Below are 15396 nucleotides of genomic sequence, written 5' to 3' on the forward strand. Positions count from 1 at the left end.
TTCGGGCCGCCGGTGGGGCTGTCCGGCCAGGTCAGCGCCTGCTCCGTGCACCACCAGTACTCCTCGAGGGTCTCGCCCTTCCAGGCGAAGACCGGGATCCCGGCGGCGGCGATCGCGGCGGCCGCGTGGTCCTGCGTGGAGTAGATGTTGCAGGAGGCCCAGCGGACCCGGGCGCCGAGCGCGACCAGGGTCTCGATCAGCACCGCCGTCTGCACGGTCATGTGCAGCGAACCGGTGATCCGGGCGCCGGCGAGGGGCTGAGCCTCGGCGTACTCCTCGCGGATCGCCATCAGGCCCGGCATCTCGTGCTCGGCGAGGGTGATCTCCTTGCGGCCGAACTCGGCCAGGGACAGGTCGGCGACCTTGAAGTCAGCGGTCGTGGCGGGCATGCGCGGGCCTCTCGGTGAGATTGCGGTGGATGTCGAGGGTCGCTGTGGAGCGGTTCAGGGTGATGTAGTGCAGGCCGGGCGCGCCCTCGGCGAGCAGCCGCGCGGCGAGCGCCGTGGCGTGGTCGACGCCGATGCGGTGGGCGGCCGCGCGGTCGTCTCGGGCGGCTTCGAGGCGCTCGGCGAGGTCCTGGGGGAAGCGGGCGTCACTGAGTTCGGCGAACCGGGCGATCTGCCGTACGTCGGTGGCCGGCATGATCTCCGGGATGATCGGGGTGTCGCAGCCCGCGGCGGCCACCCGGTCGCGCAGCCGCAGGTAGTCCTCGGCGTCGAAGAACATCTGGGTGATGGCGTAGTCGGCGCCGGCCCGGCACTTGGCGACGAAGTGCCGGATGTCGCTCTCCCAGTCCGGGGAGCGCGGGTGGCGCTCCGGGAACGCGGCGACCCCGATGCTGAAGTCACCGGCGGCGCGCACGAGTTCGACGAGCTGACTGGCGTGGCGCAGACCGTCCGGGTGGGGTGTCCAGGGGCCGCGCGGGTCGCCGGGCGGGTCGCCGCGCAGGGCGAGGACGTCGCGGATCCCGGCGTCGGCGTACCGGCCGACGATGTGCCGCAGCTCGGCCACCGAGTGGCCGACGGCGGTGAGGTGGGCGACGGGACGCAGCGTCGTCTCGGCGGCGATGCGCCGGGTGACGGCGACGGTGCGGTCCCGGGAGGAGCCGCCCGCGCCGTACGTCACCGACACGAACGCGGGCGCGACGGACTCGATGCGGCGGACGGCGTCCCACAGGGTGCGTTCCCCGGCTGCCGTCTTCGGCGGGAAGAACTCGAAGGAGTACGTCGTCACGCCTGCGGCGAGCAGAGCCCGCAGGGAGCCCGCGGCCGAGGTGGCGGCGGTCGTCATGGGGTTGCCTCCTCGGCCGGGCCGCCGGTCGTCTTGAAGTAGACGGCTTCCGGGTGGTGCAGGATCAGGGCGTCCGTGGACTGCTCCGGGTGGAGCTGGAACTCCTCGGAGAGGGTGACGCCGATGCGTTCGGGGCGGAGCAGGCCGGCGATCTTGGCGCGGTCCTCCAGGTCGGGGCAGGCCGGGTAGCCCAGGGAGTAGCGGCAGCCCTGGTACTCGGTACGCAGCATGCCGGCCAGGCCGGCGGGGTCGTGACTCGCGAGGCCGAGTTCGGCGCGGACCCGGGCGTGCCAGAACTCGGCGAGCGCCTCGGTCAGTTGCACGGACAGGCCGTGCAGTTCCAGGTAGTCGCGGTAGGCGTCGGCGGCGAAGAGTTCGTTCGCCGCGGCGGAGACCCGGTTGCCCATGGTGACGGCCGTGAAGGCGACCACGTCGGTCTCGCCGGACTCCTCCGGGCGGAAGAAGTCGGCGAGGCACAGGTGGCGGTCGCGGTGCTGGCGCGGGAAGGTGAAGCGGGTGCGTTCGGCGCCGTTCTCGTCGAGGACGATCAGGTCGTCGCCCTTGGAGACACAGCGGAAGTAGCCGTGGACGACGGCCGCTTCGAGGAGGTTCTCGGTGTGCAGGCGGTCCAGCCAGGCGCGCAGCCGGGGCCGGCCCTCCGTCTCGACCAGTTCCTCGTACGTCGGCCCGTTGCCGCCACGGGCGGACTTCAGGCCCCACTGCCCCATGAAGGTGGCGCGTTCGTCGAGCCAGGAGGCGTAGTCGGCGAGCGGGATGCCCTTGGTGACGCGGGTGCCCCAGAACGGCGGGACGGGGACGGGGTTGTCGGTGGCCACGTCGGAGCGGGCGGGCAGTTCCCGGGTGCTCCGGTCCGGGCGGGCGGTGGCCGTCGTACGGACCCTGCGGCGTTTCGGCTCGGGCAGTGCGGCGCCCGGTTCGCCGCGCTTGAGGGCCATGAGCGCGTCCATGAGGCGCAGGCCCTCGAAGGCGTCACGGGCGTAGCGCACCTCGCCGTCGTACAGCTCGTTCAGGTCCTGTTCGACGTACGCCCTGGTCAGTGCGGCTCCGCCGAGGATGACGGGATAACTCCCGGCGAGCCCACGGGCGTTGAGTTCCTGCAGGTTCTCCTTCATGACCAGGGTGGACTTCACCAGCAGGCCGGACATGCCGATGGCGTCGGCGCCGTGCCGCCCGGCCGCCTCCACGATCGCGGACACCGGCTGTTTGATGCCGAGGTTCACCACGTTGTAGCCGTTGTTGGTGAGGATGATGTCGACGAGGTTCTTGCCGATGTCGTGGACGTCACCCTTGACGGTGGCCAGGACCAGGGTGCCCTTGCCGGAGGAGCCGGTGCTTTCCATGTGGGGTTCGAGGTGGCCCACGGCCGTCTTCATCACTTCCGCGGACTGCAGCACGAACGGCAGCTGCATCTGCCCGGAACCGAACAGTTCGCCGACGGTCTTCATGCCGTCGAGGAGGATGTCGTTGACGATCTCGAGGGCGGTGTGCTCGGTGAGCGCCTCGTCCAGGTCGGCGGCAAGGCCCTGGCGTTCGCCGTCGACGATGCGACGGCGCAGCCGTTCCGTCAGGGGCAGCGCGGCGAGTTCGGCGGCCCGCGAGGCCTTCACGGAGCCGCTGTCGACTCCGTCGAAGAGTTCCAGGTAGCGCTGCAGGGGGTCGTAGCCCTCTCGGCGCCGGTCGTGCACCAGGTCCAGGGCGCACTCCAACTGCTCCTGCGGGACACGGGAGATGGGGAGGATCTTGGAGGCGTGCACGATGGCCGAGTCCAGGCCGGCGGTGACGCACTCGTGCAGGAAGACGGAGTTGAGGACGGTGCGGGCGGCCGGGTTGAGGCCGAAGCTGATGTTGGACACGCCGAGCGTCGTCTGCACGTCCGGGTGGCGGCGCTTCAGCTCCCGGATGGCCTCGATGGTCTCGATGCCGTCGCGGCGGGTCTCCTCCTGCCCGGTGGCGATGGGGAAGGTCAGGCAGTCGACGAGGATGTCGCCCTCGGCCATCCCCCAGCGGCCGGTGAGATCGGCGATGAGGCGTTCGGCGACGCGCAGCTTCCACTCGGCGGTGCGGGCCTGGCCCTCCTCGTCGATGGTGAGCGCGATGACGGCGGCGCCGTGCTCGGTGACCAGCGGCATGATCCGGGCGAACCGGGAGGCGGGCCCGTCCCCGTCCTCGTAGTTGACGGAGTTGACGACGGCGCGGCCACCGAGGCGCTCCAGACCGGCCTCCAGCACGGCGGGTTCGGTGGAGTCGAGGACGACGGGCAGGGTGGAGGCGGTGGCGAGGCGGCCGGCGAGCTCGCGCATGTCGGCGACGCCGTCGCGGCCCACGTAGTCGACGCACAGGTCGAGCAGATGGGCGCCGTCGCGGATCTGGTCGCGGGCGATCTCCACACAGGTCTCCCAGTCCTCACGGACCAGGGCCTCGCGGAACCTCTTGGAGCCGTTGGCGTTGGTGCGCTCGCCGATGGCCAGGTAGGAGGTGTCCTGCCGGAACGGTACGGAGGTGTAGAGGGAGGCGGCGGCCGGCTCGGGGCGCGGGTCACGGCGGGCGGGTTCGAGGTCGCGTACGGCCTCGGCGACCTGCCGCAGGTGCTCGGGGGTCGTGCCGCAGCAGGCGCCGACCAGGCTGATGCCGTGTTCGGTGACGAACTGCCGGTGTGCGGCGGCCAGTTCGGCCGGGCCGAGTGGGTAGTGGGCGCCGTCGGCGGTGAGGACGGGCAGCCCGGCGTTGGGCATCGCGGACAGGCCGGTGCGGGCGTGCCGGGACAGGTGGCGCAGGTGCTCGTTCATCTCGGCGGGGCCGGTCGCGCAGTTCAGGCCGATCAGGTCGATGCCGAGGGGTTCCAGGGCGGTGAGGGCCGCGCCGGTCTCGGAGCCGAGCAGCATGGTGCCGGTGGTCTCGACGGTGATCTGCACGAACAGCGGCAGGTCGGCGCCGGCCCTGCGCAGGGCGCGGCGGGCTCCGACCAGGGCGGCCTTGGTCTGCAGCAGGTCCTGGGTGGTCTCCACGAGCACGGCGTGCGCTCCGCCCGCCACAAGGCCTTCGGTCTGCTCCTGGTAGGCGTCGCGGAGGTCGGCGTACGGGGCGTGCCCGAGGGTGGGCAGTTTGGTGCCGGGGCCGACGGAGCCGAGGACCCAGCGGGGGCGGTCGGCGGTGCTGTGGCCGTCGGCGACCTCGCGGGCGATACGGGCGCCGGCCTCGGCGAGTTCGCGGATGCGGGAGGCGATGCCGTACTCACCGAGGTTGGCGAGGTTGGCGCCGAAGGTGTTGGTCTCCACGCAGTCGACGCCCGCGCGGAAGTACGCGTCGTGGACCGAGGCGACCAGGTCGGGCCGGGAGACGTTGAGGATCTCGTTGCAGCCCTCGTGTCCCCGGAAGTCGTCGAGGGTGGGCTCGCGTTCCTGGAGCATGGTGCCCATGGCCCCGTCGGCGACCACCACCCGGGTGGCCAGGGCCTGCCGCAACTCCGCCGGTGTCGCCGTTCGTTGACTGCTCACAGGGCGGCCTCCAGGAACGGGGCGAGGGCGGCGGCCTCGTCGCCGTAGCCCTCGGTGAGCCGTGCCGTCACGGTCGTACGGTCCAGCACGTACTCCTGCGGTCCGGGGGCTTCGAGGGCGAGGGCGGCGAGGACGCAGCCGAGGCGGGCCGCGGCCGGCTCGGGCAGACCGGCGCCGAGCGCGGCGAGGAAACCCGCGCGGAAGGCGTCGCCGACGCCGGTGGGGTCGACGGCCCGGCGGACCGGGGCGGCCGGCACGGTCACGGCCGGCTCTCCGGCGCGTTCGATGCGGACGCCGTCCGCGCCGAGCGTGGTGACCCAGCTGCCGACCCGGTCGGTGATCTGCCGCCGCGACCAGCCGGTGCGCTCCCTGACGAGGGCGGCCTCATAGGCGTTGGTGAACAGGCGGCGGGCGCCGTCGACGAGGGAGCGCACCTGGTCCGGGGAGAGCCGGGCGAGTTGCTGGGAGGGGTCGGCGGCGAACGGGATGCCGAGCGCCCGGCACTCCTCGGTGTGCCGGACCATCGCCTCGGGGTCGTCCGGCGAGATCAGGACGAGGTCGAGGCCGCCGACCCGGTCGGCGACCGGGGCGAGGCTCAGGGTGCGGGCCTCGGCCATGGCGCCGGGGTAGAAGGTGGCGATCTGGTTCTGCGCCCGGTCGGTCGTGCACACGAAGCGCGCGGTCTGCGCCGTGGGCGAGACGTGTACGGAGTCGGTGTCGACGCCGTGCTCCTTCAGGTGGAGCTGGTAGTCGGCGAAGTCCGGGCCCACGGCACCCACCAGGACCGGGGACAGCCCCAACTGGCCCAGCCCGTAGGCGATGTTGGCGGCGGCGCCGCCGCGCCGTACCTCCAGGCCGTCGGCGAGGAAGGACAGGGAGACGTGGGACAGCTCACCGGGCACCAGGTGGTCGGTGAAGCGCCCGGGGAACGTCATCAGATGGTCGGTGGCGATGGAACCGGTGACGGCAATCCGCATGGCCCGGCCCCGCTCAACCGGCCGCGGCCTGACGGAGCTTGTCCGCCCGGTCGGTGGCCTCCCAGGTGAAGTCGGCGCCGGTGCGCCCGAAGTGGCCGTAGGCGGCGCTCTGCGCGTACCGGGGCCGCAGCAGGTCCAGGTCGCGGACGATGGCGGCCGGACGCAGGTCGAAGACGTCGCTGACGGCCTGCTGGATGCGGGCCACGGGGACGGTCTCGGTGCCGAAGGTCTCGACGAACAGGCCGACCGGGGCGGCCTTGCCGATGGCGTAGGCGACCTGGGCCTCGCAGCGCCGGGCGAGTCCGGCGGCGACGACGTTCTTGGCGACCCAGCGCATCGCGTACGCGCCGCTGCGGTCCACCTTGGAGGGGTCCTTGCCGGAGAACGCGCCGCCGCCGTGGCGGGCCATGCCGCCGTAGGTGTCGACGATGATCTTGCGGCCGGTCAGGCCGGCGTCGCCCATCGGGCCGCCGATCTCGAACCGTCCGGTGGGGTTCACCAGCAGCCGGTGCCCGGCCGTGTCGAGGTCCAGGCCGGTCAGCGCGGGTGCGATGACGTGGTCGCGCAGGTCGGGTTCGAGCAGCGTGTCGAGGCTGATGTCGGGGGCGTGCTGCGAGGAGACGACGACCGTGTCCAGACGGACCGGGCGATCACCCTCGTACTCGATGGTGACCTGCGTCTTGCCGTCCGGGCGCAGATACGGCAGCGGTCCCTCCTTGCGGACCTCGGCCAGTCGGCGGGCGAGGCGGTGCGCGAGGGCGATCGGCAGCGGCATCAGCTCGGGGGTGTCGTCGCAGGCGTAGCCGAACATCAGGCCCTGGTCTCCGGCGCCCTGCCGGTCGAACGCGTCGCCCTCGCCGGCGCCCTCGACCCGGGTCTCGTAGGCGTCGTCGACGCCCTGGGCGATGTCGGGCGACTGGGCGCCGATGGAGACGGATACGCCGCAGGAGGCGCCGTCGAATCCCTTCGCCGAGGAGTCGTACCCGATGCCGAGGATCGTCTCGCGCACCAGCGACGGAATATCGACGTAGGCGGAGGTGGTGACCTCACCCGCGATATGCACCTGGCCGGTCGTGATCAGGGTCTCCACCGCGACGCGGGCCGCCGGGTCCTGGGCGAGGAGTGCGTCGAGAATGGTGTCGCTGATTTGGTCGGCGATTTTGTCGGGATGGCCCTCGGTCACCGACTCCGAGGTGAACAGTCGACGGGACACGCTTTCCTCCAGCCGTTCCTGAAGCCGGAACTGGCCTCGGTCCGGGAATTGTTGTCGCAAGAGCGTCCGCCGGAATGCTTGGGAACGGCTAAAGTAGTCCGTTCTGCAACGGTGTTTTCCGCTTTAGCGTGCTGCAAGGAGCGGCTGACTCAATGGCGGGTAGAAAGGAGCTTTCCATGACCCGCTACCTCATCAGCTTCCTACCTTGGATCGCCTACGCGGCGATCGCTACGAGTGACGAGTGGCGCAGCGGCGCGGAGTGGGGACTGGGGATCGCCGCGTTCGTGATCTTCCAGGGACGCCGGTCGGGCAAGCACTTGGACGAGATGGTGATCGAGGTGAGTGCCCTCGTGTTCTTCGCGGGCATCACCTGGCTCTCGTACAAGCAGCCCGACTCCGGCCTCATCCCCTACGGCCCCGCCCTGGTCGACGCGTGGCTCGCGCTCACGGCGTTCGGTTCGCTGCTCATCGGGCGGCCGTTCACCCTGGGCCTCGCCCGCAAGATCGCGCCCGAGCACGTGTGGAAGACAAAGGCGTTCTTCCGCACCAACGCGACGATCACCTCGGTGTGGGGGGTGTCCTTCGTGGTGGCGGCCGGTGCGCTGGCGCTGCTGATCAAGGCCGATCCGCATGCCACGACCGCCGCCATCGTCATCAAGGTCGTCACCTTCGTCGTCCCCGTCCTGTTCACCATGCGGTATCCGGCGATCGCCGCGCAGCGAGCGCGCCAGACCGCCATGCCGTGACATGTCGCGCGCACCGGCCGGCGCCGCACCCGTTGACCCGGGGTGCGGCGCTCGTCGGCGTTCGGGGCCGTCCGGGCACCGGGACCGGGCGCTGGGAAGCGCCGCTGCCCGGTGGTACGGCAGCGGCGCTCTCGGCCGTCAGGAGCTATGCCGTCGCCCACGCCCCCGGCAGCCGGTGGGCGCCGGGGATCCAGCCCGCGGCCGGTGGGGCCGGGGGCTCGGGCGGTTCGGCGCCGCGCAGGACCGCCAGCAGGACGACGGTCACCGCGGCCAGTTGCTCCGGGTCGGGGGTGCCGCGCACCACCCGGATCCCGGTGTCCTCGATGTTCTCGGCGCCGCTCATACCGGCTGGTTCCCGTGCTTGCGGGCCGGCATCGCGGCGTGCTTGGCGCGCAGCATGGCCAGCGAGCGGATGAGGACGGAGCGGGTCTCCGCGGGGTCGATGACGTCGTCGACGAGACCGCGCTCGGCCGCGTAGTAGGGGTGCATCAGCTCCTCCTGGTACTGCCGGATCCGCTCGGCGCGGGCCCGCTCGGGGTCGTCGGCGGCGGCGATCTCGCGGCGGAAGACGACGTTCGCCGCGCCCTCCGCGCCCATCACCGCGATCTCGTTGGTGGGCCAGGCGAAGGTGAGGTCGGCGCCGATGGACTGGGAGTCCATGACGATGTACGCACCGCCGTACGCCTTGCGCAGGATCACCGAGATACGGGGCACGCTGGCGTTGCAGTACGAGTACAGCAGCTTGGCGCCGTGCCGGATGATGCCGCCGTGCTCCTGCTCGCGGCCCGGCAGGAAGCCGGGTACGTCGACGAGGGTGACCAGCGGGATGCTGAACGCGTCGCAGGACTGGACGAACCGGGCCGCCTTTTCGCTGGCGTGGATGTCGAGGACGCCGGCGAAGGAGGCCGGCTGGTTGGCCACGATGCCTACGACGTGGCCGTCGAGCCGGGCCAGGGCGCAGATGATGTTGGTGGCCCAGCCCGCGTGCACCTCGAAGATCTCGCCGTCGTCGACGATCTCCTCGATGACGGGACGCATGTCGTACGAGCGTCCGGGGTCGCCCGGCACCAGGTCGAGCAGGGCCTCGCAGCGCCGCTGCGCGGAGTCCTCGGGGTGGACGGCGGGCGGCAGTTCGCGGTTGTTCTGCGGCAGCATCGACAGCAGGTAGCGCACCTCGGCGAGGCACTCGGCCTCGTCCTCGTGGGCGAAGTGCGCGGCACCCGAGACGGTGGCGTGCACATCGGCCCCGCCGAGCCCGTCGTGGCTGATCCGCTCGCCGGTGACGGCCTGTACGACGTCCGGGCCGGTGATGTACATCTGCGAGGTGCCGCGCACCATGAACACGTAGTCGGTCAGGGCGGGACTGTAGGCGGCGCCGCCGGCGCACGGTCCGAGCATCACGCTGATCTGCGGGATCACCCCGGAGGCTGCGACGTTGCGGCGGAAGATGCCGCCGTACCCGGCGAGCGCGGTGACGCCCTCCTGGATACGGGCCCCGGCTCCGTCGCTGAGCGCGACCAGCGGGGCGCCGGCGGCCAGTGCCAGGTCCATCACCTTGTGGATCTTGGATGCGTGGGACTCGCCGAGGGAGCCGCCGAAGATACGGAAGTCATGGGCGTAGACGAAGACCGTACGGCCCTCCACCGTGCCCCAGCCGGTGATCACGCCGTCGGTGTACGGGCGCTTGTTCTCCAGGCCGAAGCCGGTGGCCCGGTGCCGGCGCAGCGGCTCGATCTCCTGGAAGCTCCCCTTGTCGAAGAGGAGTTCGAGACGCTCGTGGACGGTCAGCTTGCCCTTGGCCCACTGCGCCTCGGTGGCGCGCGGCCCGGGTCCCTCCCGCACCGTCTGCTTCACCAGGTCCAGCAGGGCCACCCGGGAGCGCGGGTCGGGTCGCGGTGGCGGCTGGGTCATGGGGGCGAGCGAGGTGGTGTCCTCGGTCACGGTCATGGGTCACCCGTCCATGTGGCTGAGGGGTCCTTGCACTATGAGCGCCCGATGAGGTCGCGTGGTCCGGTGCCGTGCATCGCAAGGCGCCGGAGAGCCCTCGATGGGGGTCCCCCCGCTCGAGTGAAGCCGAGAGTGGGGGAGGAGCTACCAGGGCTTTTCGGCAACGCGGCGAGGTGCGGTGCCAGGCCGCGCGACCCGGGCGGGCATAGTGCAAGGAGCCCGGAAGGATATACGGACCTTTCATTCAAGCCACGTTGTGCGCGAAGGGGCCACAGCGATCACCCCCTATGGTCGGCGGGCCGCCCCCTACTAAGGGTGGCGGGCGGGGTCCGATAGGGGTTGGTGAGGCCCTCCGCGGCATCTAGAACTGTCCGAACGAGGCCAGTTCGCGAAAAGACGGGTGCTGCGATGACAACGGCGATGGTATTCCCGGGAATGGGGCCCACCCGCTTCCGGGAACTCGGGCGCTTCCTGCTTCTCGATTCCCGGGCGAAGAAGCTGCTCGCGGTCGCGGACGAGGTCCTCGGCCATTCCCTTTTCGACGCGTTCCGGCAGAGCGAGGACGAGTACGCCCCGGCGGCGCAGGTCGCCTTCATGGTGGTGTGCACGGCGCTCGCGGAGCGGGCCCGTGAGGAGCTGGGCGAGCCGGTGGTGTGCACCGGCGCCAGTTTCGGCGAGAAGCCCGCGGTCGGCTTCAGCGGGGCGCTGGACTTCCCCGAAGCGGTGCGGATGACGGCCGGGCTGGCCCGCTGCACCGCCGAGTACTTCGCGCGGGAGCACCGGGACGTGGTGACGCAGTCCTTCGTGCGGGCACCCCGGGGGCCGCTCGCCGAACTGTTCGCGGACATGGACGCCCGGGGCGCCCGGCACGAGGTCGCCTGCCGGCTCGACGAGGGTTTCCTGATGGTGTCCGTGCACGAGGCCGAACTGGACAGGTTCCAGAAGGACTTGCGCTCCATCGGCGCGATGCCGCTGTACGTGATGCGACCGCCGATGCACTCCTCGCTGTTCACCGGGCTGCGCGAGCTGGCCGCCCGGGAGGTCGTCGACGCGCTGCCGCTGCGCGACCCGGAGCTGCCGGTGCTCGCCGACCAGGACGGCACCGAACTGACCACCTCCGCCGGGCTTCGGCAGATGCTGCTGGACCACTTCGTACGGCCGGTCGACTGGCCCGCGACCCTGGACGCGCTGCGCGCCCGCGGCGTCGAACGCCTGGTGGTCGCCGGCCCGGACGCCCTGTTCGGCCGCGTGCGGTCGGCGACCTCCCGCTTCGAGGTGGTCCCCGTCTCCCCGGACCGGGTGGCCCGGCCCGCGACGACCGCGGCGGGGGTGTGACATGACGGCCCAGGTCTCGGAGAGCACCACCGCCGTGCCCGCCGCGCTGGAGGGCAGCCTGCACGGGCTGTTCCTGCGCGGCCTCGCCCGGTCGGCCGACCGGGACTGCTTCCGGGTCGACGGGCGCGGCACCACGTACACCGAGGCGCACCGCGGCGCGCTCGCGCTCGCCGGGGCCGTGGCGGAGGTCTGCGGGGGGATCCCGCGGACGGTCGCGGTGCTCGGCAGCAGGAGCGGGGAGGCCTACACCGGACTGCTGGCCGCGCTGTACCTGGGGGCGCGGGCCGTGCCGCTGCACCCCGCCTTCCCGGCGGCCCGCAACCGTGCCGTGCTGGAGGCCGCCGAGGTGGACGCCGTCATCGCCGACGCCCGGGGCGCGGCGGCCTACGCGGCGATCGGCACGCCGGAGATCCCCCTGGTCGCCGCCGGGCGGGCGCCGCTCCCGGGAACGCCGTTGGACGAACCCCGGGCGGTCGGCCCGGAGGACACCGCGTACATCCTGTTCACGTCCGGCTCGACGGGCCGCCCCAAGGGCGTGCCGACCACCCACCGGGCCGCCGACAGCTACTTCCGCACGCTGCGCGGCCGTTACGACTTCCAGCCCGGTGACGCCTTCACCCAGACCTTCGACCTCACCTTCGACTGCGCGATGTTCGACCTGTTCTGCGCATGGGGCGCGGGCGCCCGGGTCGTGCCGCTGCCGATACAGGCGTACCGGGCGCTGCCGGAGTTCCTCGCCGAGGAGCGGATCACGGTGTGGTTCTCCACACCGGGCGCCATCGCGCTCGCCCGGCGTTCGGGGGCGCTGGCGCCGGGGGCATTGGAGGGTCTGCGCTGGTCGCTGTTCGCGGGTGAGCCGCTGCACCGGCACGACGCCGAGGACTGGCAGGCGGCGGCGCCGCACAGCACCGTGGAGAACCTGTACGGCCCGACCGAGCTGACCATCACCGTCACCGCGCACCGCCTGTCGCCGGCCACGCCCGACGAGCGGTACGTCAACGGGGTCGTCCCCATCGGCGCCGTGCACGCCTCCCTCGATCACCTGCTGCTGGGCCCGGACGGCTCCACCGGCGGCGACGAGGGCGAACTGTGCGTCACCGGACCGCAGATGTTCGACGGCTATCTCGACCCGGCCGAGAACGAGGGCCGGTTCCACGAGCACGCCGGCCGGCGCTGGTACCGCACCGGCGACCGGGTGCGCCGCTGGCCGGACGGTGAGATCGGCTATCTGGGCCGCGCCGACGACCAGGTCCAGGTGCAGGGCTGGCGCGTGGAGCTGTCCGAGGTCAGCCACTGCGTGCGGGCCCTGGACGGGGTGGAGGACGCCGTCACGGTCGCCGTGCCGCGCGCCGGCAGCCACGAGCTGGTCGCCTTCTACACCGGCCGCCCCGCGACGAGCGCGCTGCTCGCCAAGGAGCTGACCGCCGGCCTGCCCAAGGCGATGGTGCCGCGGCTGCTGGTCCACCTGGCCGAGTTCCCGATGAACGCCAACCGCAAGATCGACCGCTCCGCCCTTCGGGCCCACGCGCTGACGCTTCTGGACAGCGGCCGGGCCCGGAGCTGACCGGACGCCGAGAAGCCACGGACGACAAGGAGACCCCCCGTGGACGAGAAGTTCCCCAAGGACGCCCGCCTGCTGCACCACCTCCTCGACGCGCAGGCCGCCGCCCGCCCCCAGGACATCGCCGTGCGCGACGCCCGGGACTCCTGGACGTGGCAGCAGCTCCAGGCGCAGACCCGGGCCGCCGCCGACTGGCTGCGCCGGGCCGGGGTGACGCCGGGCGACCGGATCGTCGTACGCCTGCCGAACGTGCGGGAGACGACGGCGCTGCTGTACGCGGCCTCCCGGGTCGGTGCCGCGCTGGTGCCGATCAGCGCCGAGATGAAGGAGTTCCATCTGCGCGCGGTCGTCGCCGACTGCGCGCCGCGGCTCGTGGTCGTCACCGACGGCGCGGGTGAGTGGGTGGCGGGGCTGACCGACCGTCCGGTGCACGAAGTGGGTTCGCTGTGGGCCGAGTTGGCGGCCGACGGGGACGGCGCCGAGGCCGGGCAGGAACCGGAGGCGCCGGCCGTGCTCATCTACACCTCCGGCTCGACCTCCACGCCGAAGGGCATCATCTGCCCGCACGCGCAGATGCTGTTCGCGGCGCGTTCCATCAACGAGGTGCTCGGCTACCGCGCCGACGACATTGTCTTCGTCCGGGTGCCGCTCTCCTTCGACTACGGCCTGTTCCAGGTGCTGCTGTGCGCGGTGGCGGGCGCGACGCTGGTCCTCGCCGACTCCGAGGCCGACTCCAAGCTGCACATCCTGGTCCGGGAGAGCGGCGCCACCGTGCTGCCGCTGGTGCCCTCGCTCGGCGGACCGCTGATCCGGCTCGCCCAGCGCGACCCGCGGCCGACCCGGCTGCGGATGTTCACCAGCACCGGGGCCGCGCTGGAGCAGCGGATCATCGACGGCCTGTGGAAGTGCTTCCCCGGAGCCCGGGTGGTGCGCATGTACGGCATCTCCGAGTGCAAGCGCATCACGATCATGCCGCCGGACCAGGACCACGAGCGTCCCGGCTCCTCCGGGCTGCCGATCCCGGGCACCGAGGTGGCGATCCTGGACCCGGACGGCAACGAGGTGCCGGCCGGGGAGAGCGGCGAGATCACGGTGACCGGGCCGCACGTCATGGCCGGGTACTGGAACCTGCCGGAGATCACCGCCCGCACCTACCGGCCCGACCCGGCGACCGGCCGGACCCGCCTGTTCACGGGCGACTACGGGCGCGTCGACGAGGACGGCTACCTGTACTTCGAGGGCCGCCGCGACGACATGTTCAAGCGCAGGGGCATGCGGGTGTCCACGATCGAGATCGAGGGCGCCGCGATGGACGTCCCGGGCGTGCGCAACGCGGCCGTCCTGAAGCCGACCGCCGACCGCGACCTGATGATCTTCGTGGAGTCCGACGAGCTGACCCCGCAGGCGGTGCTGCGCGAGCTGGCCGTCCGGCTGGAGGCCGTGAAGGTGCCGGCGCTGTGCAAGGTGCTCGGCTCCTTCCCGCTCACCTCCAACGGCAAGAACGCCAAGCAGCAGCTGGCGGCGATGCTGGACGCCGAGGGCGCCAAGTGACCACGGCGGACACGCGGCAGGCGGAACTGGACCGCGCACTGGTCGCCGAGTACGGCTCACCGCTGTACGTGTACGACCTGGACCGGGTGGCCCGCGCCCGGGCCGACCTGCGCGCGGCCCTTCCCGACGGAGTCGCCCTCTACTACTCGCTGAAGGCCAACCCGCATCCGGGTCTGGTGCGGGCGCTCAGCCAGGGCCCCGGCGGCTGCCGGGCCGAGGTGTGCTCCACCGGGGAACTGGCCTCGGCGCTCGAGGCCGGGCACCCGGCGGAGTCCGTCCTGTACTCGGGGCCGGGCAAGACGGCCGGGGAGCTGGCCGTGGCACTCGCCGAGGGGGTGCGCACGTTCTCCGTGGAGTCGGCGGGCGACCTCGGCCGGCTCGGCGAGCAGGCCGTGCGCCACCGGGTGACCGCGAAGGTGCTGCTGCGCGTCAACAGCGCGGCGGCCGCGGCGACCACCAGCATCCGGATGACGGGTACGCCCTCGCAGTTCGGCATCGACGCCGAGACCCTGCCGCAGCTGCTGCCCGCCCTGCTCGACGTGCCCGGCACCGAGGTGGTCGGCGCGCACTTCTTCCCGCTGTCCAACTCCAAGGACGAGGAGAGCCTGATCGCCGAGTTCACGGCGACGATCGAGCAGGCGGCAAAACTGGAGGACGAACTGGGCCTGCCGCTGCGGATGCTGGACATCGGCGGCGGTTTCGCGGCGCCGTACTCGGTGGCCGGCCGGCGGCCGGTGTACCCGAACCTGCGGGCGTCCCTGGAGAAGGCCCTGGACACCCGGCTGCCGCGCTGGCGCGGGGGCGGACTGGAGATCGCCTGCGAGTCGGGCCGGCACCTGGTCGGCGACAGCGGGCGGCTGCTGACGTCCGTGACCAACGTCAAGGAGAGCCGGGGCCGTACCTTCGCGATTCTCGACGCGGGCATCAACACCCTCGGCGGCATGGCCGGTCTGGGCCGGCTGCTGCCGCTGTCGGTGGATCCGTCCTGCCACCGCACGGGCGAGCCGGTGCCCGTGAGCCTGGCGGGCCCGCTGTGCACGCCCGGCGACCTGCTGTCCCGCTCGGTGCGGATGCCGCGGCCGCAGCCGGGTGACGTGCTCGCGGTGCCGAACGTGGGCGCCTACGGGCCCACCGCGAGCCTGCTGCTGTTCCTGGGCCGGCCGGCCCCGGTGGAGCTGCTGCTCAGTGGCGGCGAGGTGGTCTCGGCCTCACGCCTCGTCTCCTCCCGTACCGACGTCGCATAACCCAGCCTGGAGTTCAG

12 protein-coding genes are annotated in these 15396 nt (G+C 72.3%); 5 read left to right on the top strand and 7 right to left on the bottom strand.

The features are described 5' to 3' along the window. From ACWC21_RS39635 to metK, 5 genes are all read right to left on the bottom strand, one after another. Positions 1-389 (bottom strand): adenosylhomocysteinase (locus tag ACWC21_RS39635; protein ID WP_450889439.1); only part of this gene is annotated, 389 nt, incomplete at its 3' end. Then, complete coding sequence (gene metF / locus ACWC21_RS39640; RefSeq protein WP_450889441.1) at positions 370-1290, bottom strand: methylenetetrahydrofolate reductase [NAD(P)H]; 921 nt, start codon at positions 1288-1290, stop codon at positions 370-372. The genes metF and ACWC21_RS39635, both read right to left, overlap by 20 nt. Continuing rightward, positions 1287-4805: a methionine synthase gene (gene metH, locus ACWC21_RS39645; RefSeq protein WP_450889443.1), complete on the bottom strand. Its 3519-nt coding sequence runs from the start codon at positions 4803-4805 to the stop codon at positions 1287-1289. Before metH ends, metF begins: the two co-directional genes overlap by 4 nt. Then, on the bottom strand, positions 4802-5782 hold the full coding sequence (locus ACWC21_RS39650) for a carbohydrate kinase family protein (RefSeq protein ID WP_450889445.1): 981 nt from the start codon (positions 5780-5782) through the stop codon (positions 4802-4804). Before ACWC21_RS39650 ends, metH begins: the two co-directional genes overlap by 4 nt. A 13-nt stretch (positions 5783-5795) precedes the next feature. Beyond that, positions 5796-6995 (bottom strand): methionine adenosyltransferase, encoded by a 1200-nt coding sequence (gene metK / locus ACWC21_RS39655; RefSeq protein WP_450889447.1) that lies wholly within the window; start codon positions 6993-6995, stop codon positions 5796-5798. Between the two features lie 176 nt (positions 6996-7171). On the opposite strand from metK, the gene ACWC21_RS39660 reads away from it, so the two are divergent. Further along, the gene (locus tag ACWC21_RS39660; protein WP_450889449.1) at positions 7172-7741 is read left to right on the top strand and encodes a hypothetical protein; all 570 of its coding nucleotides are present in this window, start codon (positions 7172-7174) and stop codon (positions 7739-7741) included. Positions 7742-7886: 145 nt separating this feature from the next. On the opposite strand, the gene ACWC21_RS39665 is transcribed toward ACWC21_RS39660, so the two are convergent. Together ACWC21_RS39665 and ACWC21_RS39670 are read right to left on the bottom strand one after the other, a co-directional pair. Next, entirely contained in the window at positions 7887-8084 is a 198-nt protein-coding gene (locus ACWC21_RS39665) for an acyl-CoA carboxylase subunit epsilon (protein ID WP_450889450.1), read from the bottom strand. After that, positions 8081-9688 carry an acyl-CoA carboxylase subunit beta gene (locus tag ACWC21_RS39670; protein WP_450889452.1) on the bottom strand — a complete coding sequence of 536 codons (1608 nt, stop codon included), beginning with the start codon at positions 9686-9688 and terminating at the stop codon, positions 8081-8083. The genes ACWC21_RS39665 and ACWC21_RS39670 overlap by 4 nt, the downstream gene beginning before the upstream one ends. A gap of 435 nt (positions 9689-10123) precedes the next feature. On the opposite strand from ACWC21_RS39670, the gene ACWC21_RS39675 reads away from it, so the two are divergent. The 4 genes from ACWC21_RS39675 to ACWC21_RS39690 are packed head-to-tail and all read left to right on the top strand — an operon-like array spanning position 10124 to position 15379. After that, positions 10124-11023, top strand: coding sequence for an ACP S-malonyltransferase (locus tag ACWC21_RS39675; protein WP_450889454.1), 900 nt, complete (start codon positions 10124-10126; stop codon positions 11021-11023). A 1-nt stretch (position 11024) separates the two neighbouring features. Continuing rightward, on the top strand, positions 11025-12587 hold the full coding sequence (locus tag ACWC21_RS39680; protein WP_450889456.1) for an AMP-binding protein: 1563 nt from the start codon (positions 11025-11027) through the stop codon (positions 12585-12587). Between the two features lie 39 nt (positions 12588-12626). Continuing rightward, complete coding sequence (locus tag ACWC21_RS39685) at positions 12627-14135, top strand: AMP-binding protein (RefSeq protein WP_450889458.1); 1509 nt, start codon at positions 12627-12629, stop codon at positions 14133-14135. Continuing rightward, complete coding sequence (locus ACWC21_RS39690; protein ID WP_450889460.1) at positions 14132-15379, top strand: type III PLP-dependent enzyme; 1248 nt, start codon at positions 14132-14134, stop codon at positions 15377-15379. The genes ACWC21_RS39685 and ACWC21_RS39690 overlap by 4 nt, the downstream gene beginning before the upstream one ends. Positions 15380-15396: the final 17 nt, after the last annotated feature.

It is taken from the genome of Streptomyces sp. NPDC001348, assembly GCF_053597535.1.